Here is a 23,490-nt window from a genome sequence, read left to right as displayed (position 1 = left end):
AGGAGCGGGGGGGGGGGGGGGCCTGGGTACGCGTACGTGGCCGCGCTGTCGAGCGCGACGAGGACGGCAACGTGCTGCGCATCGCCGGCACAGCGCTCAACGTGTCCGCCACACGCGAGGCCGAACGCGAGCGCCAGATCGCCGCGACGGTGTTGCGCAGCATGAGCGAAGCGGTCGCGGTGATGAACGCGGATTTCCGCTACGTGTCGGTCAATCCCGCCTTCTTGCGCATGACCGGCTACGCGGAGACGGAAGTCCTCGGATGCAGTGCCTCGCTGCTCGACAGCGAACAGAACGACAGCGCGTTCTACCACCACATCCGCACGCAGGCGGGGCACCAGGGCCACTGGAGCGGCGAACTGTGGCAACGCCGCAAGGACGGCGACGAACTGCTGACCGCGCTCGAACTGCGCACCGTGCGCGATGCCGACGACGACAGCGTGCTGCACGTCTGCGTGTTCAACGACATCACCCAGCAGAAGCGCACCGAACAGGAACTGCGTTATCTCGCGAACTTCGACACACTGACCAGTCTGCCGAACCGCTCGCTGCTGTCGGAGCGCCTGTCACGCGCGATCGTCCGCGCGCATCGCGAAGACACACGCCTGGCGGTGCTATTCCTCGACCTGGACCGTTTCAAGGACATCAACGATTCACTGGGCCACGCCGCCGGCGATCGCATCCTGCGCGCGGCCGCGGTGCGGCTGCAGCAGACCGTCGGGGAGCAGCACACGGTCGCGCGGCTGGGCGGTGACGAGTTCACCGTCGTGCTGGAAGATCTGGAGAAGCCAGACGACGCCGAGCGCGTCGCACGCGAGATCATCACCGCCTTCGAAGCGCCGTTGCTGCTCGACGACCGACGCGAAGTGTCGATCTCGCCGTCGATCGGCATCAGCCTGTATCCCGACCACGCCCAGGTGCCGACCGAGCTGCTCAAACAGGCCGACACCGCGATGTACCAGGCCAAGGCCGCCGGGCGTCGCACGTTCATGCGCTACAACGACAACATGGATCTGGCGGTACGCCAGCGCGCGACGATCTCCGGCGCGCTGCGCAAGGTGCTCGATCGCGGCGAGCTGCGACTCGTGTTCCAGCCGCGCCTGTCGCTGTCGCCGCCACGCATCACGGGTGTCGAAGCGCTGTTGCGCTGGTCGAGCCCGGAACATGGCGACATTCCGCCGGCCGAGTTCATTCCGATCGCCGAGGAAAGCGGGCTGATCCTGGAGATCGGCGAATGGGTGCTGCGCGAGGCCTGCCTGGTGCTGCAGCGCTGGCGCCAGCACGGTATGGAGGCGCTCAACGTCTCGGTCAATGTGTCGGTGCTGCAGCTGTTGCGCGGCGATTTCGTCGGCGTGGTCGGGCGCGTGCTCGACGACGTCGGCATTCCGCCGCATCTGCTGGAACTCGAACTCACCGAAAGTGTGCTGATGGCCAATGCCGAGCAGACCGCGGAGCGTCTGCAGGCCTTCCGCGCGCTCGGCGTGTCTCTGGCGATCGACGATTTCGGGACCGGCTATTCGTCGCTGGCGTACCTCAAGCGCCTGCCGATTACCACGATCAAGATCGACAAGGCCTTCGTCGACGGCCTGCCCTACGACGCCGAGGACGCGGCGATCACCCCGACCATCGTGGCGATGGCGCATTCGCTGGGCCTGCGCGTGGTGGCGGAAGGCGTCGAAACCGAAGCCCAGATGCGCTTTCTCGCAGAGCGTGGCTGCGACGAGATCCAGGGCTTCTGGCTGTCGCCGCCGCTCGATGCGTTGCAGTGCCTGGCCTTCATGCGCAACTGGCGCCCCGACGGCCTGCTCATCGCGCGTCACGAGCCGCTGGCTGTCCTGCCTTGACCGCCACCGGCGCGCTGCCTATGGTGCGGCAATGACCGAACCCGACGTCATCGCCCAGCTGCAGAGACTGACGTCGCGCCTCGATGCGCTGATCGAGCGTGTCCGCATCCTCAGCGACGAGAACCGCAGCCTGCGCCAGCAGCAGGAATCCATCGTCGGCGAGCGCGCCCAGTTGCTGTCGAAGAACGAGCAGGCACGCTCGCGGGTCGAGGCGATGATCGCGCGACTCAAGTCACTGGAGCAGCACACATGAGTGCGACAGAAGCCGTGAGCGTGCGCGTGCTGGATCGCGAATACACCGTCGGCGTCACACCCGACGAGCGCGACAGCCTGATGGCGGCTGCAAAGCTGCTGGATGCGCGCATGCGCGAAATCCGCGGTGCCAACCGCATGGCCGCGGTCGATCGCATCGCGATCCTCGCCGCGCTCAATCTTGCCCACGAACTGCAGCTGCTCGGCGACGGCCAGTCGCACGGTTCGCGCGAAGTCTCCGATTCGGTGGCGGCACTGCATCGCAAGCTCGACGTGCTCGACGCCGAACAGCGCTGAGCGCTGCGGGTCTTCGCGACGCCTCCACGCAACTGAATCCCCGCCGCCGCCCGCCACGTCGCGACCGACGAACGGAACACGTGTCGCGGATCGATTGGCTATACTGCACCTGCGTTCTCTGCCTTGTTCGACAGCGTGCAAAACATTCGCCTTGTCCCTTAATAACGACACCGGGGACGTCAGGAAACCGGGAGTGCCAGTCCGCCCCCGAGCGGAAAGCCCGAAGGAATCTCAGCGTTCCCACTTGAACCCCGGGTTCAAGGTCGTTTCGCCTGCATCGGCATTGGCGGAGAACGTATTTTTGAGCCTGCCCGCCGCGTCGCCGGCACTTCCGACGACGAGCCCGGCCGCATGACCGACCGCCCCGCCCTCCGCCGACGCCTGCGCGACCAGCGCCGCGCCCTGCCTGCGCCCGCACGCATCGCCGCCGCCGAAGGACTCGCGACGCAACTGTTCGCATTGCCCGGCTTGCCCGAATCCGGTTACGTCGCCGGCTACTGGGCCAGCGATGGCGAGATCGGCCTCCACGTCTTCCAGATGCGCCTGCCCGCCGGCCTGATCTACTGCCTGCCGGTGCTGCATGACGAGGTGCTGCGTTTCGCGCCTTGGCGCGCCGGCGATCCGCTGGTGACCAACCGCTACGGCATTCCAGAACCCGATATCGAGCCGGCCTCTGCGCTCGACGCAAGCGCCATGGCGCTGGTCGTCACCCCGCTCGTCGGCTTCGACGCGCGCGGTAATCGACTCGGCATGGGCGGCGGCTGGTACGACCGCAGCTTCGCGGTCCGTCGCGCGCAGGCCGCGCCGCCGCTGCTCGTGGGCGCCGCGTTTGCGCTGCAGCAGCTCGAGGCGCTCGACGCCGCGGATTGGGATGTGCCCCTCGACGCGATCTGCACCGAATCCAACACGTTCCACCCATCCGCAGCTGCCTGACCGAGACGCGATGAGCACCCGCAAACGCTACTGGCTGATGAAGTCGGAACCCGAAGACTTCTCCATCGATGATCTCGCCCGCGTCGGCACCGAGCCTTGGACCGGCGTGCGTAACTACCAGGCGCGCAACTTCATGCGCGACGGCATGCAGGTCGGCGACGGCGTGCTGTTCTATCACTCGAATACCGACGTGCCGGGGATCTACGGGATCGCCGAGGTCGCGTCCACCGCATATCCCGACCCGAGCCAGTTCAAGAAGTCTTCCAAATACTTCGACGAGAAGGCCACCGAAGAGACGCCGCGCTGGTTCCTCGTCGATGTCGGCTATGTACGCACGCTGGCCCGCCCCATTTCGCTGGCGGAAATCCGCGAGCACAGCGCCGCGCTCGGCGAAGAATTCGCGCTGATCCGCAAGGGCGCGCGCCTGTCGGTGCTGCCGGTCACGTCCGCGCAGTGGAAACTGCTGTTGTCCCTGGAGAAGAAGCGATGAGCGAAGGCAAGCGCCTGGCCGCCGAGAAGGCGATCGAGTACGTGGAAGACGGCATGATCGTCGGCGTCGGCACCGGTTCGACCGTCGCCTATTTCATCGACGCACTGGCGCGCATCAAGCACCGCATCGATGGCGCGGTGTCGAGCTCGGATCAGAGCACCGAGCGGCTGCGCGGCCACGGCATCGACGTGCTCGACCTCAATGCGACTGGCCCACTGGCGCTGTACGTCGACGGCGCCGACGAATGCGATCCCGGTAAGCATCTGATCAAGGGCGGCGGTGCGGCGCTGACGCGCGAGAAGATTATCGCCGAGGCCAGCGGGCAGTTCATCTGCATCATCGATCCGGCGAAACAGGTGCCGGTGCTGGGTACGTTCCCGCTGCCGGTCGAAGTGATCCCGATGGCGCGCAGCCTCGTCGCCCGCACGATCCTGGAGACGACCGGCGGCCAGCCGGTGTGGCGCGAAGGCGTGAAGACCGACAACGGCAACTGGGTGCTCGACATCCACGGCCTGTCGATCACCGACCCGGTCGCGCTGGAAGCGAAGCTCAACCAGATCCCGGGCGTGGTCAGCGTCGGTCTGTTCGCGAGACGCAAGGCCGATGTGGTGATCGTGGGCACCGCGACGCCGACGGTGCTCTGACGCAAACCCGCCTTCTGCAGGAGCGCGCTTGCGCGCGAAAAACCTGCAGCAAGTAATCGCGCGCAAGCGCGCCCCTACCCGACGGATGCGACCAGAGAAAATCGCGAGCTTTTCGCCCTGGACATGACCCACAAAAAAGCCCGCCTTCCGGCGGGCTTTTTCTTACTTCAGGCGACCGCGACTCATTCGACGTCGAGGAAGCTCCGCAGCTGTTCGCTGCGCGAGGGATGACGCAGCTTGCGCAGCGCCTTGGCCTCGATCTGGCGGATCCGCTCGCGGGTGACGTCGAACTGCTTGCCGACTTCCTCGAGGGTGTGATCGGTGTTCATGTCGATGCCGAAGCGCATGCGCAGCACCTTGGCCTCACGCGGGGTCAGGCCGGCGAGCACGTCGCGGACCGTTTCCATGAGGTTGGTGTTGGTGGTCGCGTCGATCGGGGACTCCACATTGGTGTCCTCGATGAAGTCGCCCAGGTGCGAGTCCTCGTCGTCGCCGATCGGGGTCTCCATGGAGATCGGCTCCTTCGCGATCTTCATGACCTTCCGGATCTTGTCCTCCGGCATGTCCATTTCCTTGGCCAACTCCTCCGGCGTGGCCTCGCGGCCGTACTGCTGGAGCATCTGGCGGGAAATGCGGTTGAGCTTGTTGATCGTCTCGATCATGTGCACGGGGATACGGATCGTGCGTGCCTGATCGGCGATCGAACGCGTGATCGCCTGGCGGATCCACCACGTGGCATAGGTCGAGAACTTGAAGCCGCGACGGTGCTCGAACTTGTCGACCGCCTTCATCAGGCCGATGTTGCCTTCCTGGATGAGATCAAGGAACTGCAGGCCGCGGTTGGTGTACTTCTTGGCGATCGAGATCACGAGACGCAGGTTGGCCTCGACCATTTCCTTCTTGGCCTTGCGGGCCTTGGCCTCGCCGTAGGCCATCGCGCGGTTGATCTCCTTGAGATCGCCCAGCGTCACGCCCATCGCCTTCTCGATCGCGAGCGTGGCTTCCTGCTCGGCAACGATCTGGTCGCGCACATCCTTCAGGCCGGACGACCACTTCTGCTTGCGCTTGATCATCTCGTCCGCCCAGCCCGTATTGGTCTGGTTGCCATCCCATGCGCGGATGAAATCCTTGCGCGGCATCTTGGCGACGCGGGTCGACAGATCGAGGATGCGGCGTTCGTGGTCCTTCAGCTCGGACACGACCTCGCGCAGCTTGCGGACCAGCAGATCGGTCAGCGGCAGCGGCAGCTTGAAGGTCATGAAGACATCGGCCATTTCGCCGCGCAGCTTGATCGACGCCTTGGCCGTCGCACCGTTCTTGGCGTACGACTTCTGGAACTTGTTGAACAGATCCGCCATCAGGTCCATGCGGCGCAGGACTTCGACCGGGTCAGGACCGGTCGGGCCGGTGCTCTCTTCCTCGTCGGAAGAATCGTCCGAATCGTCGTCGTCGCTGTCGGCCTCTTCCTCGGCCTCGACCACCGCAGGCGCGTTGCCCGCAGCCGCTTCTTCCTCGGCGGCGAGTTCTTCGAGCAACTGGTCATTGAAGCCGGCCACAACTTCGGCCATGCGCTTCTTGCCGCCCTTGTGCAGTTCATATTCTTCGAGCAGAAGCTGGACCGACCACGGGAAGCTGGCCACCGAGGTCATCATCTGGTTCAGACCCTCCTCGATGCGCTTCGCGATCGCGATCTCGCCTTCGCGGGTCAGCAGCTCGACCGTTCCCATCTCGCGCATGTACATGCGCACCGGGTCGGTGGTGCGACCACCCTCGGTATCGAGCGAGGTCAGCGCGGCCGCGGCTTCTTCCGCGGCGGTCTCGTCGACTTCGCGGTTGCCGCTCGATTCGCCGGCCAGCAGCAGCGTTTCCGCATCGGGCGCCACTTCATGGACAGCAATGCCCATGCCGTTGATCATGCCGATGATGTCTTCGATCTGCTCCGGATCGACCATGTCGTCGGGCAGGTGATCGTTGACTTCGGCATAGGTCAGATAGCCCTGCTCCAAGCCCTTGCTGATCAGGATCTTGATGTCGGACTGCTGGGCGGGACGTTCATTCGCCATGTGGCGCACCGTCTGAAAAGTGAACCCGTAATGATACCACCTGCAAGGCCGGGATCATGCCCTGAGCAGGAAGGTGACCGGACCATCGTTGACCAGGCTGACCTCCATATGGGCACCGAAACGCCCGGTTTCCACCCCCGGATGGCGCGTCCTGCACGCGGCGACCAGCTGGTCGAAGGTCCGTTCAGCCGCCTCGGGCGGCGCCGCGGTGCTGAAGCCGGGCCGGTTGCCCGAGCGGGTGTCCGCTGCCAGCGTGAACTGACTGACCAGCAGCAGGCCGCCGCCGGTTTGCGCCAGCGACAGGTTCATGCGGCCGGCGTCGTCCGAAAAGACCCGGTACGCGAACAGGCGCTCGGCCATGCGTTCGACCTGGGTCTCGCCATCGCCCGGCTCGATCCCGACCAGCGCGAGCAGACCCGGACCGGTCCGGCCGATGACCGCGCCGTCGACGCGGACAGCGGCTTCGCTGACGCGCTGGATCAGGGCGAGCATGGCAGACCCACTCGGCGAGCCCGCTTCAGGCCCTCCCCTGCGTGCGGGGGAGGGTTGGGTGGGGGCAGCCCGTCAGGCTGGGCGGAAACCTGAAACAAGCGCGAAAGCATCAATTGCAGATTGCTCGTCCGAGACCGGACCCGATGCCCCCATCCCAACCTTCCCCCGCATGCGGGGGAAGGGGTGAGAAACCGCGACTCGTCTATGAATGCACTCATCCCTCATACCGATTACTGATCGGATACCGGCGTTCGCGACCGAACGCACGCCGCGAGATCTTCGGGCCCGGCGCGGCCTGGTGGCGCTTCCACTCGCTGATGCGCACCAGGCGCAGCACGCGGTCGACGGTCGCCGCATCGAAGCCGGCGGCGACGATCTCGTCGCGCGATTCTTCCTGATCCACGAAGCGCCGCAGGATCGCGTCGAGCACGTCGTAGGGCGGCAGCGAATCCTGATCGAGCTGGTTGTCGCGCAACTCGGCAGACGGCGGCCGCGCGATCACCGCAGGTGGAATCACCGGCGCGCCGCCGACGGTGTTGCGCCACTTCGACAGGCCGAAGACTTCGGTCTTGTACAGGTCCTTGATCGGCGCGTAGCCGCCGCACATGTCGCCGTAGATCGTCGCGTAGCCCACCGCGTATTCGCTTTTGTTGCCGGTCGTCAGCAGCAGGCCGCCGTGCTTGTTCGAGAGCGCCATCATGATGGCGCCGCGGGTGCGCGACTGCAGGTTCTCCTCGGCGATATCGACGCCCTTGCCTTCGAACGCGTCCGACAGCGTGTCGAGAAACCCCTGGAACGGCAGCTCTATCGGAATGGTGAGCATGCGCACGCCAAGCGCCTCACACTGCTCGGCGGCGAGGTCGTTGCTGAGCCCCGCGGTGAAACGCGAGGGCATGCGCACGGCGGTGACGTTCTCCGCGCCCAGCGCATCAACCGCCATCGCCAGCACCACCGACGAATCGATGCCGCCCGACAGCCCGACCCAGGCTTTCGAAAACCCGTTCTTGCCGCAGTAGTCGCGCGTGCCGCGCACCACCGCGCGCCAGGCGAGCGCATCGATGCTTTCGTCGCCGTCGTCGACCCAGACCACCGGTGAGAACGCGCGCTTGTCAGGGTCGAAATCCACCACCAGCCACTGGTCGTCGAACGCGATCGCGGCAGGGTGCACGGTACCGTCGGCGTCGGCCACGACCGAGGCGCCATCGAACACCAGCGCGTCCTGCCCGCCGACGACATTGACGTAGGCCAGCGCCACGCCGCTCTCGCGGGTACGCTCGGCCAGCAGCGCGTCGCGCTGGCGATGCTTGCCGCGCTCGTAGGGCGAGGCGTTCGGCACCACGACGACCGCCGCGCCGGCCGCGGCGGTGTCGGCCAGCGGCTCGGGGAACCAGAGGTCCTCGCAGACCAGCACACCCACCGGCACGCCGCCAACGTCCACCACGCAGGGCGCGCCGTCCGGATCGACATGGAAATAGCGGCGCTCGTCGAACACGTTGTAATTCGGCAGTTCGCGCTTGCGATAGGTGCGCTCGAGCTTGCCGTCGCGCAGCACGCTGGCCGAGTTGTAGAGCACGCTGCCCGCAGACTCTGGCCAGCCGACGACCGCGACGATGCCGCGCACGTCCTTGGCGATCTGCATCAGCGCCGCTTCGCAATCGATCAGGAACGAGGGCCGCATCAGCAGGTCCTCGGGCGGGTACCCGCTGATCGCGAGCTCCGGGAACACCACGACATGCGCGCCGAACTCGTCGCGCGCGGTGGCGATCATCTCCGCGATGCGCTCGGCATTGCGGCCGACATCACCGACCGGAAAGTCGAACTGGGCGAGTGCGATACGCAGGGGATCGGTCATGTCGGCAGGCACGCGGTCGGGGCCGTCCATCATAGCGGCCGCGATCGCGGGGACTGCGGGCACACTCGCGCATGTACAGCGCGCGGTGGCGACATCACGCCACAAAAAAGGCCGCCCGAAGGCGGCCTTTTCGAATCACGCGAAAAGCGCGATTACTTCACGAGCGCAGCGATCGCTTCGCCCAGGTCGCCCGGCGAACGGACGGTCTTCACCCCGGCCGCTTCCATCGCCTTGAACTTGCCTTCTGCCGTGCCCGAACCGCCCGAGGCGATCGCACCGGCATGGCCCATGCGCTTGCCCGGAGGGGCCGACGCGCCGGCGATGAAGCCGACCACCGGCTTCTTGACGTGCGCCTTGATGTACTCGGCGCCCGCTTCCTCGGCGTCGCCGCCGATTTCGCCGACCATGATGATGCCCAGCGTCTGCGGATCTTCGTTGAACAGCTTGAGGCAGTCGACGAAGTTCAGGCCGTTGATCGGGTCGCCGCCGATACCGATGACGGTCGACTGGCCGAGACCCGCCGCGGTGGTCTGCTTGACCGCTTCATAGGTCAGCGTGCCCGAACGCGACACGATGCCGATCTTGCCCGGCATGTGGATGTGGCCCGGCATGATGCCGATCTTGCACTCGCCCGGCGTGATCACGCCCGGACAGTTCGGACCGACCAGGGTCACGTCCGGATGCGACTTCAGCACGTTCTTGACGCGCAGCATGTCGAGCACCGGGATGCCCTCGGTGATGCAGACGATGACCTTGATGCCGGCAGCCGCGGCTTCGAGGATCGCGTCGGCCGCGAACGGCGGCGGCACGTAGATCACGGAGGCGTCGGCGCCGGTGGCGTCAACCGCTTCGCGCACGGTGTTGAACACCGGCAGGTTGATGTGCGTGGTGCCACCCTTGCCCGGCGTGACGCCGCCGACGACCTGGGTGCCGTATTCCACCATCTGGGTGGCGTGGAAGGTGCCCTGCTGGCCGGTAAAGCCCTGCACGATCACCTTGGTGTTCTTGTTGATCAAAACGGACATTCGTTTGAGTCCTTCGCTATCTATGGGTTGTACGGCTTCGGGCCGGCGCAGCGTTCCGTGATGCGGAACGCCGCTTGCGCCACCTCTCCAGAACCCCCGCATCGCCTCTGGCGATGCCGCCCCCTTGACTCAAGGGGGCTGTGGACTCCGGAGGGCCTTGCCCGCAGCCGTCGAAAAATCAGGCGGCGGCCGCGACGGCCTTCTTGGCGCCGTCGTTGATGTCGTCGGCCGCGGTGATGGCGAGGCCGGATTCGGCCAGCAGCTTCTTGCCCGCTTCGACGTTCGTGCCTTCGAGGCGCACGATCACCGGCACCTTGACGTCCACTTCCTTGACCGCGGCAATGATGCCCTCGGCAATCATGTCGCAGCGGACGATGCCGCCGAAGATGTTGACGAAGATCGCCTTGACCTTGTCGCTCGACAGGATCAGCTTGAATGCCTCGGTCACGCGCTCCTTGGTCGCGCCGCCGCCCACGTCGAGGAAGTTCGCCGGCGAACCGCCGTTGAGTGCGATCACGTCCATCGTCGCCATGGCCAGGCCTGCGCCGTTGACCATGCAGCCGATGTTGCCATCCATGGTCACGTAGTTCAGGTCGTACTGGCTGGCACGCGCCTCGGCCTCGTCTTCCTGCGTGGCGTCACGCATCGCCGCCAGATCCTTGTGACGGAACGTGGCGTTGTCGTCGGAGTCGACCTTGCCGTCGAGGGCATAGAGGTCGCCATTGTCGAGGATGGCCAGCGGGTTGAGTTCGACCAGCGCCAGGTCCTTCTCGTTGAACAGGGTGTACAGGCCGCCCATGATCTTGGCGAGCTGGTTGGCCTGCTTGGCGGTCAGACCGATCTTGAAGCCGATCTCACGGCCCTGGTAGGGCTGGAAGCCTTCGACGAAGCCGACGTTGAGGCTTTCGATCTTCTCCGGCGTCTCGGCAGCGACCTGCTCGATGTCCACGCCACCCTCGCTCGAGACGATATAGGTGATCGACTGCGTGCCGCGGTCGACGAGCACCGACAGATACAGTTCCTTGGCGATCTCGCCGGCTTCGGTGACCAGCACCAGATTGACCGGCAGTTCAACGCCAGCGGTCTGATAGGTGGCCATCTTGGTGCCGAGCATCTTGGCTGCAGCGGCCTTCACGTCGTCGGTGGTCTTGCAGAACTTCACGCCGCCGGCCTTGCCGCGACCGCCCGCATGGATCTGGGCCTTGACCATCCAGGGGCCCTTGCCCAGGGCGTTCGCTGCTTCGACTGCTTCTTCGGCGGTGGACGCGACGCGCCCTGCCGGCACGGGGATGCCGTAATCGGCAAACAACTGCTTCGCCTGGTATTCGTGGAAGTTCATGTGGGGTCCGTACGGAAAGGAAAAGACACCGTCGACGGGCGGCGCAGGACGCGCGGCGGGTCGACGGGGTCCGCTATTCTCGCCCATGCAGCGGCGGCGGGCAAAATCGCCCCGCCCGGCCGCTCCGGGTCGACGCCTATACTCGGCCGTCCGGCCCCGATGGAACGTGCCTGTGCCCCTGCTTGCAGCTTCCACGCTCACCCCGGCGCTGCTGCAGCGCGAACTCTCGCTGTTCGCGCTGTACCGGGTACTGGAAGCCGCCCTGCTGGCGCTGCTGGTGTTCAGCCCCTGGGGCGCGACGCTGGGCGACATCATCGATACGCCGGTCGCGATCTCGGTCGGCATCGGCTATCTGATCGCGTCGGTCGGGCTGCTGCTGCATGCGCGGCGCGCCAAGGCCGACTTCCCCAGCCACGCAGTGGTGGGTGTCGCCGTCGATATCGTGGTCGCCACGCTGATCACGCATGCGATTCCGGAAGTCGCCCCCGGCATCGCGATGCTGATGCTGTTCAACATCGGCGCCGCGTCGCTGTTCGTGACCCTGCGCACCAGCATCGTGATCGCCGCAGCCGCGTCGCTGGCGCTGCTGATCGAACGCCTGTTCGGCCTGTTCGGCGCCGGCACCTTCGACCGCCCCTTCGCCGAAATGCTGATGTTCGGCCTGGGGTTCTTCGCCGCCGCCTCGCTGACCCGGCAGTTGGGCAAGCAGGTGCGCGACTCGCAGGCACTGGCCGACCGGCGTGGCGCCGAGGCCGCGAACCTGGCCGAGATCAACGAACTGGTCATCCGTCGCATGCAGACCGGCGTCTTGTTGGTCGACGGCACGGGCCATATCCGCCTGACCAACGAAGCCGCGACGCTGCTGATCGGCGATACCGAAACGCCTGGCGAAGACGGCCTGCACGGCCGCACCTTGGGACAACTGGCCCCGCCACTCGCAATGCGTCTGGCGGCATGGCTGCGCAGCGGCAGCGTCGACAGCGCACCACTGACCCTGCGCGAACACACCGACGTGATGCCGCGCTTCGTGCGCCTGCTGGCCGAGAGCGACAGCACACTCGTGTTCCTCGACGACACCTCGCTGGTGTCGCGCCGCGCCGAATCGCTCACGCTCGCCACGATGGGCCGGTTCTCCGCCAGCCTCGCCCATGAGATCCGCAATCCGCTGGCCGCGATCAGCTACGCCACCCAGCTGATGGAAGAGTCGGACCAGATCGGCGAGGCCGATCGTCGCCTGCTGCAGATCATCCACCAGCAATGCGTGCGCACGAACGGCATCGTCGAAAGCGTGCTCGGCCTTGCCCGTCGCGAACGCGCCCGGCCCGAACACGTGGATCTGGTCGCCGCAGCCCATGCCTTCGTGCAGGACTACCGGATGATCGTCACGGAAGAGAACGCCGAGCTCAAAGTCAGTTGCGACCAGCCCACGCTGCGCGCGATCTTCGACCCGCGTCACCTGCACCAGGTGCTGACTGCGCTGGTCAACAACGCCGTGCGCTATGGCCGAATGCCCGGCGAACTGGCCCGCATCACCCTGCGCCTCGAGCAGTCGGGCGAGTGCCCCACTCTCAGCGTCCTCGACCGCGGTCCCGGCATTCCAGATGCCGTCACCGCCCAGCTGTTCCGTCCGTTCTTCACCACCTCGGAAAGCGGCACGGGCCTGGGCCTCTACATCGCCCACGAACTGTGCCGGGCGAACGAGGCACACCTGGAATATGTCGCCGTCCCCGGCGGGGGCGCCTGCTTCCGGGTCACGCTGGCGGCGCGGCAGACATTGTTGCGGAGCTAGTCCCCTGCGTGCCACGTCCCTGTCGCGGGTATCCCGACAGCGGCGTGCGCTTGCCGCCTCGCTCCATGACTCGCCGCAGCACGTTCCTCGCCGCTGCCGCGGCTCAAGCTGCTCACTCTCATCCAAAAGCGTCCCTGCTCGTCATCCCAGCGGCTCTCCACAGACGCATGTCTGATCACGCTGGGATCGATGTTCGCTGCGATAACAGAGGAATGCAGCCGGCCATCTTGCGGAAGATCATCCCGCCGCCCCGGCGCAAGCCAGGTCCCCGCGACTTGCGTGGGCAGCAATATCGACTTTCACCTGCCCCACTTTTTTTTAAGCGAAGAAGATTGTGTCCTGGTGACCTGGATCATCCAGCGAGAGGTGCAACATCAGAATGGACCCCAGCCTGCGCTGGGCTGACGGTCTCGCGGTCCACACCATCACAGCGTGGATAAACACGACTGCGTGTTTTCAGGCTGCCACCCGCCCACACTGAAATTCTCCAAGCACCGGGAGCCACCCCCAAATACAGGCACCGCATCCCCCCATCATCGTGACGCGCGTCACCGGCGTGACCCTCGTCACTTTTGACAGAATCTGTCACCATGCGTCACACCTCAGTTCCATTTGTGTACCGAATCGATGAGCGAAACTCGCAGCGTCCTGATCGTCGATGACGAGCACGATATTCGTGAACTGCTGGTCCTCACCCTCAGCCGCATGGGGCTGCGCACCGAAACCGCACCCACACTCGCCGTCGCCCGCGAGCTGCTGGCCGTTTCGACCTATGACCTCTGCCTGACAGACATGCGCCTGCCGGACGGTTCAGGCCTGGATCTGGTCGGCGAAATCAGCACCCGCTTCCCCGGCACGCCGGTTGCCATGATTACCGCGTATGGCAATGTCGCGGCTGCGGTCGAAGCGCTGAAAGCCGGCGCCTTCGATTTCGTCAGCAAGCCGGTCGACATTCACGTACTGCGTGGGCTTGTCCGCCAGGCGCTGGAACTGGGCGAACGCGCCAAGCGCAATCCCGACGAACACAGCAGCCGCCTGCTTGGCACGTCCGATGCCATGGTCACGCTGCGCAACACCATCGCCAAAGTCGCCCGCAGCCAGGCGCCGGTCTTCATCAACGGAGAATCGGGCACAGGCAAAGAGCTGGTCGCCCGCACCATCCACGCGCAGGGCGCACGCGCCGATGGCCCGTTCATCCCGGTCAATTGCGGCGCGATTCCGACCGAATTGATGGAAAGCGAGTTCTTCGGTCATAAGAAGGGCAGTTTCACCGGCGCGCACAGTGACAAGCCAGGTCTGTTCCAGGCTGCCCATGGCGGCACCCTGTTCCTGGACGAAATCGCCGAACTGCCGCTGGCCATGCAGGTCAAGCTGCTGCGCGCGATCCAGGAGAAATCGATCCGCCCGGTCGGCGCGCCAGCCGAAATCCAGGTCGACGTGCGCATCCTGTCGGCCACGCACAAGGATCTCGGCGTGCTGGTCAACGACGGCCGCTTCCGTCACGACCTGTATTACCGCATCAACGTCATCGGCCTGCACGTGCCGCCGCTGCGCGAGCGCACCGGCGACCTGCCGCTGTTGTCGAACGCCATCCTGCAGCGCCTCGCCCAGGCCATGCACCGCGCGCCCCCGATGCTCGACGACGCGGCCGTCGCCGCGCTTGAGGCCTACCGCTTCCCGGGCAACGTCCGCGAACTGGAAAACGTGCTCGAACGCGCACTCGCGATGGCCGACGACGACCGCATCACCGCCGAGGACCTGCACCTCCCGACAGGCCCGGGCGCGCCGCGCAGCACCTCATCGATGATCACCGGCACGCACTCCGCACTGCCCGCCAACACACCGCCGCAACGCGACCCGCGCACCATCAGCCCTTACGAGACCGCAGGCACCGCCCTGCCCTCGTTCATCGAAGACATCGAACGCGCCGCCATCCAGCAGTCCCTGCAGGAAAACCGCTACAACAAGACCCGGACCGCGGCGGCACTGGGCATCACCTTCCGGGCGCTGCGCTACAAGCTGAAGAAGCTCGGCATCGACTGAAGTTTCCAGCGCCGCGCGAGGACGTCCGGGCGCAGATCGCTTCGATCAAGCACCGCAGTGGCAACCATCCGGAGATGCCTTGTCGGCGGTACGCGCCCGCGCAAGAATCCCTGATCCACCAAGTCGGACGTTCGCCATGAGCCGCTGGAAAGCGTCGGCCACCCACTTCGCCTTGAGCGCAATCGTGATTGGCGGAATCGCGCTTGCCGCATTCCTGCTTTGGTATCCCTACGCGCTGCATCGCGTGGCCGGCCTGGACCGCATCCTGCTGATAATGCTGGGCATTGACCTGACCGCAGGGCCTCTGCTGACGCTGATCGTCTACAAGCAGGGCAAGCGCAGCCTGCGCTTCGACCTCGGCGTCATCGCGCTCTGTCAGATCGCATTTCTGGGATACGGCCTGCACACGCTTTGGCAGGGACGGCCTGTATTCCTGGTCGGCACACCGGAGACGTTCACGCTGGTATTCGCCAACGAGATCAGCGACGCCGACCTGGCGCGGGCCGATCGACCGGAATGGCGTCGTCTCTCCTGGACAGGCCCACAACTCGTCGGCACCCGCATGCCGGACGATGTAAGCCAGCGCCAGGCGATCGTCGAGACCTTCATGGCCGGCGGCGCCGGCATCGAGCGCACACCGGCGTATTACCAGCCGTATGCAGACATCGTGCCCCTGCTGCTGAAGGCCGCGAGGCCGGTGGCGGACCGCGCATCGCCACGCGATCTGCGCGCCGCAGGCGGTGATCCACAGGCATTACTGCAAGTGCCGATCGTGTCCCGCCGCGGCGACGGGATCATGCTGCTCGACCACACCGGGGCGCCACGGCAGACCGTCCGGCTGCCTGACCAGTAAAACCGACGCTTTGCGTCAGAAACTGACGCAGCGTGGCCGCTGAAGGGCACGCCTTCCGCGGTCTTGTTTCTGAATCGGCCGTTTAGCCACGTGCAGGCGTGATTCACCCTCGGCGAAAAGTTGGCACGGCTCATGCGTCTACCCGCTGGCACGTGCAGGTCGCACGGCTGCCCACGGATCGGCACCAGCCGGCCACGCGGCACGTGAAAAACACCACTCCTAGGGGATACACCATGAAGAAGCAGAACGGCTTTACCCTGATCGAACTGATGATCGTCATCGCGATCCTCGGCATCCTTGTTGCCATCGCTCTGCCGGCGTACCAGGACTACACCGTCCGCGCCCGCGTGTCGGAAGCAGTTGCACAGACTGCACCGGCGAAGCTGGCGGTTGCTGAGACGGCGTCGTCCCTCAATAACGGTCTTGCAGGCGTGACCGCTGCAAACTCCGGATTCACGTTCCCGGCTGACGGCACCGAATACGTCAACACGATTGCAGTGGCTAACGGCGGTGTCATCACCACCACCCCACGTAACACCGGCGCGAACGACAACCCGGTGATGGTGTGGACGCCCGCCCAGACCAACGCAACTGCACCCATTAATTGGGGTTGCCACGTCGCTACCGCCGCTGCTCATAAGTACGTCCCGGCGGAATGCCGCAACGCCGCACCGCCTGCCGCCGACTGAGAAATCGGTACCGAGTCAATACGGACCTCGGCAAGCTATTTCGCGATCAACAAACCTCGCTTCGGCGGGGTTTGTTGTTTCTGGTGCGTATGGGTTACCTGCCTGCGACGCTGCCGTGGCCGGGAGGGGGGGCGGCTATGCGCGCACATGACCACGCAGGTCGCAGCTGTGCCGTCGACCCTGTGCGTATCGTCGCCGGTAGCACCTGTACTGTGCAGCCGGCAACTGTCGTGTCACTGCCAGGGATCACATCGTCTCCCGCGGGTCTTCAGACGCTAATATTTATCCACTTCCGCAGTCGGACGCCGTCCATGAATGCTGTTTCCGCACAGAACCTCGTCGGCATCACCGGCATCGCACGCCGCCTCGTCCTTGACGGCGCATTGGACGAAGCCGCCGCACGCGAGGCGCTCGACAAGGCCACCGCAGCGCGCAAGCAGGTCGGTGCCTACCTGCGCGAGCACAAACTGGTCACCGCCGCGCAGATGGCCGCTGCGAACTCCATCGAGTTCGGCATGCCACTGTTCGACCCGTCGACAATGGATAGCCAGGCCAGCGCGATCAAGCTGGTCAGCGAGGATCTGCTGCAGAAGCACGCGGTGCTGCCGCTGTTCAAGCGCGGCAACCGCCTGTTCGTGGGCACGGCCGACCCGACCAACACGCATGCGCTGGACGAGATCAAGTTCCACACCAACTTGACGGTGGAACCGATCCTCGTCGACGAGGACAGCATCCGCCGCACCCAGGACATCTGGCTGCAATCGTCGGACAGCTTCGGCGATGCGCTGGACGAAACGGACGGTCTGGACGCCCTGGATGTTGGAAGCGACGACGACGCCAGCAAGATCGAGAACGTGGCGGACGGCAAGGACGACACGCCGATCGTCAAGTTCGTCAACAAGGTACTGGTGGACGCGATCAAGCGTGGCGCGTCGGATATCCATTTCGAACCTTACGAGACGGACTATCGGGTGCGCCTGCGCATTGACGGCATCCTCAAGCAGGTTGCGAAAATGCCGGTCAAGCTCAATGGCCGTATCACCGCTCGCCTGAAAGTCATGGCGCAGCTGGATATCGCCGAGAAGCGCATTCCGCAGGACGGCCGCATCAAGCTGAACCTGTCGAAGACCAAGCAGATCGATTTCCGCGTCAGCACGCTGCCGACTCTGTTCGGCGAAAAGGTGGTACTGCGTATCCTCGATGCCAGCGCCGCCAAGCTGGGCATCGACAAGCTCGGCTACGAGCCCGACCAGCAGGCGCTGTTCCTCGAAGCCATCCACAAACCCTACGGCATGGTACTGGTGACCGGCCCCACCGGCTCGGGCAAGACGGTGTCGCTGTATACCGCGCTGGGCATCCTCAATGACGAGACCCGCAACATCTCGACCGCGGAAGACCCGGTGGAAATCCGTCTGCCCGGCGTCAACCAGGTGCAGCAGAACAACAAACGCGGCATGACATTTGCCGCGGCACTGCGCTCGTTCCTGCGCCAGGATCCGGACATCATCATGGTCGGCGAGATCCGCGACCTGGAAACCGCCGAGATCGCCATCAAGGCAGCGCAAACCGGTCACATGGTGCTGTCCACGCTGCATACCAATGACGCACCCCAGACCATCGCGCGTCTGATGAACATGGGCATCGCGCCGTACAACATCACCAGCTCGGTGACCCTCGTCATCGCCCAGCGCCTGGCACGTCGGCTGTGCCCCAAGTGCAAGAAAAGAGTCGATCTGCCCGACCACGCACTGCTCGCCGAGGGATTCAGCGAGGACCAGGTACGGGCGGGTATCGAGATCCAGGAAGCCGTAGGCTGCGACGAGTGCACCAATGGCTACAAAGGCCGCGTGGGTGTGTACCAGGTCATGCCGATGAGCGAGCAGATCCAGGAGATCATTCTGCAGGGCGGCAACGCGATCCAGATCGCGGAAGTGGCCCAGCGCGCAGGCGTCAACGACCTGCGCAAGTCTGCTTTGGAGAAGGCGCGCCAGGGCTTGACCAGCCTTGCCGAGATCAACCGGGTCACCAAGGACTGACGCACGCTCCTTCACGTGCGTCGAAATAGGCGTCTGGTCACAGCCGGACCTGCCACTGACGACTATTAGCCGCTACCATGCGGCGATCCGTCCGGTTTGGGGAAATCGGACTCAGGGGAACGCCAGCATGTCGATCACACGCAGTGCCGCCAAAAAACCGATCCCGCGCCAGCAGCCCGCGCGTCCTGTTCGCGAGGGCGTGACGCTGGACACTTTCGTCTGGGAAGGCTCCGACAAGCGCGGCGTCAAGATGAAGGGCGAGCAGCAGGCGAAGAACGCCAACATGCTGCGTGCAGAGCTGCGCCGCCAGGGCATCCAGCCAGGCATGGTCAAGATCAAGCCCAAGCCGCTTTTCGGCGCGGCGGGCAAGAAGATCTCGGCGAAAGAGATCGCAGTGTTCAGCCGCCAACTGGCGACGATGATCAAATCGGGCGTTCCGGTGGTGCAGGCGCTCGAGATCATTGGCAACGGCCACAAGAATCCACGCATGGCCAAGATGGTCAACGGCCTGCGGCAGGACATCGAAGGCGGCTCTTCGATTGCCGAGGCCTTGTCCAAGTATCCGGTGCAGTTCGACGAACTGTTCCAGAACCTGGTGCGCGCCGGCGAGACTGCGGGTGTGCTGGAAACCGTGCTGGACACCATTGCCACCTACAAGGAAAACACCGAAAGCCTCAAGGGCAAGATCAAGAAGGCCCTGTTCTACCCGGCGAGTGTCATCGCGGTAGCGATCCTGGTTAGCGCAGTGCTGTTGATCTTCGTGGTGCCGCAGTTCGAGGCCACGTTCAAAAGTTTCAACGCGGAACTGCCGGCGTTCACCCAGCTCATCGTCAACATGAGCCGCTTCATGACCTCGTGGTGGTGGGCCATCCTCGGCGTATTGATTGCTGGTGTCATCCTCTTCATCTACACGTTCAAGCGCTCCAAGCCCCTACAGCATGGCGTGGACCGCCTGATGCTCAAGATCCCGGTGATCGGGCAGGTACTGCACAACGCGGCAATCGCGCGCTTCGCCCGCACGCTCGGCACGACGTTCAAAGCCGGCGTTCCGTTGGTGGAGGCCTTGGACATCGTGGCGGGCGCGACAGGCAGCGTGGTCTATGAGCAGGCAGTGCATCGCATCCGCGACGACGTGTCTGTCGGCTATCAAGTCAACATGGCCATGAAGCAGGTCAATCTGTTCCCACATATGGTGGTGCAGATGACCGCCATCGGCGAAGAAGCCGGCGCGCTCGACACCATGCTGTTCAAGGTGGCGGAGTTCTATGAAGAAGAGGTCAACAACGCGGTCGATGCATTGAGCAGCCTGATCGAGCCGATGATCATGATCATCATCGGCGGCGTCATCGGCTCGATGGTGATCGGCATGTACCTGCCGATCTTCAAGATCGCCGCAACGATCTAAAGCGGAATTTTTAAGACTGATGGCATTCCTCGACCAGAACCCTGCTCTGGGCTTCCCGCTTGCCGCAGGCTTCGGCCTGCTGGTGGGCAGCTTCCTCAACGTCGTGATCCTGCGCCTGCCGCGTCGCATGGAGTGGCAGTGGAAGCGCGATTCGCGCGAGATGCTGGGCGAGCCGGAGCTGTACGATCCGCCGCCGCCGGGGATCGTGGTCGAACGTTCGCACTGCCCGCATTGCGGCCATCAGCTGTCGTGGTACGAGAACATCCCGGTGCTGAGCTGGCTGGCGCTGCGTGGCAAGTGCCGTAGCTGCAAGGCACCGATCTCGATGCAGTATCCGGCGGTCGAACTGCTGACGATGCTGTTGTTCGTGGCCTGCGTGTGGCGCTTCGGCTTCGGCTGGCAGGGCTTCGGCGCGCTGGTATTGACCGGGTTCCTGGTCGCGGCGTCCGGCATCGATGTACGCACCCAGTTGCTGCCAGATTCGCTGACCTTGCCGCTGATGTGGCTGGGTTTGATCGCGAGCCTCGACACGCTCTATATGCCGGCCAAGCCCGCCCTTCTGGGCGCGGTGGTGGGCTATGCGAGCCTGTGGACAGTGTGGTGGCTGTTCAAGCAGGCCACCGGCAAGGAAGGCATGGGCCACGGCGACTTCAAGCTGCTGGCCGCGCTGGGCGCGTGGTGCGGGCTCAGCGGACTGCTGCCGATCATCCTGCTGTCGGCGGTCACCGGCGCGATCATCGGGTCGATCATGCTCGCCGTGCAGGGCCGCGACCGGGCGACGCCCATTCCGTTCGGGCCGTACCTGGCGATCGCGGGCTGGGTGACCTTCATGTGGGGTCATGACCTGGTCGACAGTTACAAGCAATTCGCCGGCCTCGGCTGACCGCCGCTCCGCGATGAGTGCGTTGATCATCGGCCTGACCGGCGGCATCGCCTCGGGCAAGACCGCGGCGACTCAGTCGTTCGAGCGACGCGGCATTGTGGTCGCGGATGCCGATCTTGCAGCGCGCGAGGCGGTTGCGCCGGGCAGCACGGGGCTCGCGGCAGTCGTCGATGCGTTTGGTGCAGGTGCGCTTGCGGAAGACGGCAGTCTCGATCGCGCGGCGATGCGGCGCCGGATTTTCGAACATCCCGAAGCGCGCGTACGTCTGGAAGCCATCATCCACCCGCGCGTGCGCGCAGCATTGCGCGCGGCCTGCGAGATGGCCGCCGGGCCCTACGCGGTCGCAGCGATTCCGCTGCTCGCCGAAGGTGGACGCGCGGCGTATCCGTGGCTGCATCGGGTGCTGGTGATCGATGTGCCCCGCAAGTTGCAGCTTGCACGGCTGCTGGCGCGAGACGGGATCGACGAGACGCTTGCTGAGCGGATGGTGGCTGCGCAGGTCACGCGCGACGCGCGTCTGGCAGTCGCGGACGATGTGATCGTCAATGACGGCACGCTCGAGGCGCTGGATGCGGCGGTAGGCGCGCTGGACAAGACGTATCGCGGGCTGGCGGCTTCGGGTTGGTGAGATCTGGCGGCCGGGGCCATTCGACGACGCGGCCACAGCGATGTCCGTTGTCCTCTGTTGCGTGGTAGATCGCAGCGACCCATCGCTGGCTCGAAGCCATGCTCGAGACCGCATCGCAGCATTCGGTCTGTGCCGGACTAGATGATCGCCTCGACGCGATGCATGACAAGCGAACGTCTGTATCCGCGTCATTCGATTCCGGAGAAGCTTGCCGATACGATCTACCTGCTTTCCTGGAAACAAACACAGGCCTGATCAGGCCTTGAAAGCGCGTGCCCCGTCGATCGGGTCAGGCTTGACCGCGCGCATCCGCCCTACCCAACCCCTCTCGGGCTTTGCTGAGCTTCGCCGATTCGCGACGTGTGTCGTCGGCGCATGACGCAGCGCGCATCAATGACTGTCATCGCGACGCAGCCATCGCCCGTACGCTCGCGAGGCATTCAAGCAACTGCTGCGAACCGCGTTCTTAGGGCGTAGCGAAGTTGCAGGCGAAACGGCATCCGGTCTGGGCGCGATAGCGGGCAACATTCGCACGCGTCTATGCGGGACAAGCGCGATGGGTTTCGCTGCGCTCTATCCACTCCAGGAAAAGCGCAGCGCGCTTCGGGCTTAACCGGGCGACCACAGGCTCCGGATCGCCGCGATGCCCTGGGCGCCGTGGCGGCGGGCCTCGGGAATGTCGTCGGGGGTCATGCCACCGATCGCGTAGATCGGCAGGGCCGTGGTCTCGCGCAGGCGAGCAAAGGCGTCCCAGCCGATGCCCGGCGCGCCGGGATGACTTGCGGTTTCGGCGAGCGGCCCGAGCACGACGAAGTCGCAACCCAGGCGTGCAGCGTGGGACAGATCTTCGGCGGTGTGACAAGACGCAGCCAGCAGCGTGCCCGCCGGGACCGGACGCTCGGCGAGCGCGTGGAGTCCGGACGATTTCAGATGGACGCCGACGCCGGCCGCGAGCGCAGCGTCAACGGGGCCGTTGAACAGCAGTTGCGCATCGCGCCTGCCGCATCGAAGCGCGGCCTGTTGCAGCAATGCCGCCTGTCGATCGGGCGCGAGACCCGGCAGCCGCAGCTGGAGACGTCGGATACCGCGTCGCAATGCGTCATCGAGCGCCTGCAGCCAAGGCGCGTCGTCGTCACCAGGCGGAGGCGTGACGAGATAGCGGTCGGGCGTCTGCAAAGCGGCCACCACAGGCAGGTCCGCCGGCGGCATCGAGTAGCGCCCCAGCGCATCGGGGGCGACCCAGGCCAGCGCCTGCCCTTCGCGCCCTTTCGGCATGCCTTCCCAGTGGGTGACATGGCGCACGTCGAGTCGCAGGCGCTTGCTCGGGTATTGCTGCGGCACGACCATCAGCGGCAGGCCGACGGTGACGCGGATGCCGAGTTCCTCGTCCAACTCGCGGATCAGCGCGGCCTCGGGCGTTTCACCTGACTCACGTTTGCCGCCGGGAAATTCCCAAAGCCCGGGCATGTCGCGATTGGGCGTGCGACGCGACAACAGGATCCGCCCACGCTTGTCGGTGATGACGCCGGCGACGACCTCGATGACGCGTTCGCTCATGCCGCTCGGGAATTCGGAGAGGGCAGTTAGGTTAGGCGGGGTGCGGGCTGTTTGCCAGCCGTCGCGATGTTCAGATTCGCACTCGCTGCGCGGGTGCGGCTCGAGCGCCCGTCCCTCTGGGCAGGCATGAGGGCCTTCTCGTGAGAGCCCATCCCTCACCCGACGCGCGTTGCGCGTCGACCCCGGATCTGGAAGACCGCTCCGTCGCCCTGAGCTTCGACCCCTGTTAAACCCCCTCTCCTTCTAGAAGAGAGGCTGGGATACGTGCGAGCGGCGGGGGGAATGACACCCGGGGATCGCCAGGCCCTCACCCGACGCGCGTTGCGCGTCGGCCCTCCCGTAGGGAGAGGTGCCCGACTCGACCTCGCGTTTTTTT

General features: G+C 65.2%; 19 protein-coding genes, 1 other RNA gene and 2 pseudogenes. 16 read left to right on the top strand and 6 right to left on the bottom strand.

Features of this window, described 5'->3' with window-relative positions:
* The 7 genes from ACZ9YD_RS16910 to rpiA all read left to right on the top strand — a co-directional run.
* Positions 1-1,844: putative bifunctional diguanylate cyclase/phosphodiesterase (locus ACZ9YD_RS16910; RefSeq protein WP_465076429.1), on the top strand; the 1,844-nt coding region annotated here is incomplete at its 5' end.
* Between the two features lie 31 nt (positions 1,845-1,875).
* Positions 1,876-2,097, top strand: coding sequence for a TIGR02449 family protein (locus ACZ9YD_RS16905; protein WP_232134323.1), 222 nt, complete (start codon positions 1,876-1,878; stop codon positions 2,095-2,097).
* Positions 2,094-2,393, top strand: a complete 300-nt coding sequence (locus tag ACZ9YD_RS16900; RefSeq protein ID WP_465076428.1) for a cell division protein ZapA — start codon at positions 2,094-2,096, stop codon at positions 2,391-2,393. Before ACZ9YD_RS16905 ends, ACZ9YD_RS16900 begins: the two co-directional genes overlap by 4 nt.
* Before the next feature lie 112 nt (positions 2,394-2,505).
* A non-coding RNA gene (ssrS, locus tag ACZ9YD_RS16895) (6S RNA) lies at positions 2,506-2,690 on the top strand.
* Positions 2,691-2,744: 54 nt separating this feature from the next.
* Positions 2,745-3,326, top strand: coding sequence for a 5-formyltetrahydrofolate cyclo-ligase (locus ACZ9YD_RS16890; protein ID WP_465076427.1), 582 nt, complete (start codon positions 2,745-2,747; stop codon positions 3,324-3,326).
* A gap of 10 nt (positions 3,327-3,336) precedes the next feature.
* Positions 3,337-3,816: an EVE domain-containing protein gene (locus ACZ9YD_RS16885; protein WP_465076426.1), complete on the top strand. Its 480-nt coding sequence runs from the start codon at positions 3,337-3,339 to the stop codon at positions 3,814-3,816.
* On the top strand, positions 3,813-4,460 hold the full coding sequence (gene rpiA / locus ACZ9YD_RS16880; protein WP_465076425.1) for a ribose-5-phosphate isomerase RpiA: 648 nt from the start codon (positions 3,813-3,815) through the stop codon (positions 4,458-4,460). The genes ACZ9YD_RS16885 and rpiA overlap by 4 nt, the downstream gene beginning before the upstream one ends.
* A 182-nt stretch (positions 4,461-4,642) precedes the next feature.
* Here the strand turns inward: rpiA and rpoD are convergent, their stop codons facing one another.
* From rpoD to sucC, 5 genes are all read right to left on the bottom strand, one after another.
* A complete protein-coding gene (gene rpoD / locus ACZ9YD_RS16875) occupies positions 4,643-6,523 on the bottom strand; it encodes an RNA polymerase sigma factor RpoD (protein ID WP_465076424.1) in 1,881 nt (626 codons plus the stop codon).
* A gap of 54 nt (positions 6,524-6,577) precedes the next feature.
* Positions 6,578-7,015 carry a D-aminoacyl-tRNA deacylase gene (dtd, locus tag ACZ9YD_RS16870; RefSeq protein ID WP_465076423.1) on the bottom strand — a complete coding sequence of 146 codons (438 nt, stop codon included), beginning with the start codon at positions 7,013-7,015 and terminating at the stop codon, positions 6,578-6,580.
* Between the two features lie 214 nt (positions 7,016-7,229).
* Entirely contained in the window at positions 7,230-8,867 is a 1,638-nt protein-coding gene (locus ACZ9YD_RS16865) for an NAD+ synthase (protein WP_465076422.1), read from the bottom strand.
* A gap of 152 nt (positions 8,868-9,019) precedes the next feature.
* The gene (sucD, locus tag ACZ9YD_RS16860; RefSeq protein ID WP_232134315.1) at positions 9,020-9,892 is read right to left on the bottom strand and encodes a succinate--CoA ligase subunit alpha; all 873 of its coding nucleotides are present in this window, start codon (positions 9,890-9,892) and stop codon (positions 9,020-9,022) included.
* A 178-nt stretch (positions 9,893-10,070) separates the two neighbouring features.
* On the bottom strand, positions 10,071-11,231 hold the full coding sequence (sucC, locus tag ACZ9YD_RS16855; protein WP_465076421.1) for an ADP-forming succinate--CoA ligase subunit beta: 1,161 nt from the start codon (positions 11,229-11,231) through the stop codon (positions 10,071-10,073).
* Positions 11,232-11,403: 172 nt separating this feature from the next.
* Here sucC and ACZ9YD_RS16850 point away from each other — a divergent pair, with 172 nt between their 5' ends.
* The 9 genes and pseudogenes from ACZ9YD_RS16850 to coaE all read left to right on the top strand — a co-directional run bounded on the left by ACZ9YD_RS16850 (position 11,404) and on the right by coaE (position 21,557).
* Positions 11,404-13,020, top strand: a complete 1,617-nt coding sequence (locus ACZ9YD_RS16850; RefSeq protein ID WP_465076440.1) for a sensor histidine kinase — start codon at positions 11,404-11,406, stop codon at positions 13,018-13,020.
* A gap of 627 nt (positions 13,021-13,647) precedes the next feature.
* Positions 13,648-14,797 (top strand): annotated as a pseudogene (locus tag ACZ9YD_RS16845) (sigma-54-dependent transcriptional regulator); the annotation flags it as partial.
* A 107-nt stretch (positions 14,798-14,904) separates the two neighbouring features.
* Positions 14,905-15,063 (top strand): annotated as a pseudogene (locus ACZ9YD_RS16840) (helix-turn-helix domain-containing protein); the annotation flags it as partial.
* A 136-nt stretch (positions 15,064-15,199) separates the two neighbouring features.
* Positions 15,200-15,916, top strand: coding sequence for a hypothetical protein (locus ACZ9YD_RS16835; RefSeq protein WP_465076420.1), 717 nt, complete (start codon positions 15,200-15,202; stop codon positions 15,914-15,916).
* Between the two features lie 233 nt (positions 15,917-16,149).
* On the top strand, positions 16,150-16,605 hold the full coding sequence (locus tag ACZ9YD_RS16830; protein ID WP_465076419.1) for a pilin: 456 nt from the start codon (positions 16,150-16,152) through the stop codon (positions 16,603-16,605).
* A 311-nt stretch (positions 16,606-16,916) separates the two neighbouring features.
* Positions 16,917-18,641 (top strand): type IV-A pilus assembly ATPase PilB, encoded by a 1,725-nt coding sequence (gene pilB, locus ACZ9YD_RS16825; RefSeq protein WP_465076439.1) that lies wholly within the window; start codon positions 16,917-16,919, stop codon positions 18,639-18,641.
* 127 nt (positions 18,642-18,768) lie between these two features.
* Complete coding sequence (locus ACZ9YD_RS16820; protein WP_465076418.1) at positions 18,769-20,046, top strand: type II secretion system F family protein; 1,278 nt, start codon at positions 18,769-18,771, stop codon at positions 20,044-20,046.
* Positions 20,047-20,065: 19 nt separating this feature from the next.
* Positions 20,066-20,929, top strand: coding sequence for a prepilin peptidase (locus ACZ9YD_RS16815; RefSeq protein WP_465076417.1), 864 nt, complete (start codon positions 20,066-20,068; stop codon positions 20,927-20,929).
* A gap of 13 nt (positions 20,930-20,942) precedes the next feature.
* Positions 20,943-21,557 (top strand): dephospho-CoA kinase, encoded by a 615-nt coding sequence (coaE, locus tag ACZ9YD_RS16810; RefSeq protein ID WP_465076416.1) that lies wholly within the window; start codon positions 20,943-20,945, stop codon positions 21,555-21,557.
* 609 nt (positions 21,558-22,166) lie between these two features.
* On the opposite strand, the gene ACZ9YD_RS16805 is transcribed toward coaE, so the two are convergent.
* Positions 22,167-23,114, bottom strand: a complete 948-nt coding sequence (locus tag ACZ9YD_RS16805; protein WP_465076415.1) for a Nudix family hydrolase — start codon at positions 23,112-23,114, stop codon at positions 22,167-22,169.
* Positions 23,115-23,490 lie beyond the last annotated feature (376 nt).

This window comes from Luteimonas sp. AC640a, from assembly GCF_979256585.1.
Note: the sequence above shows the minus strand (reverse complement) of the source record. Positions and strands in the feature narration are given on the sequence as shown.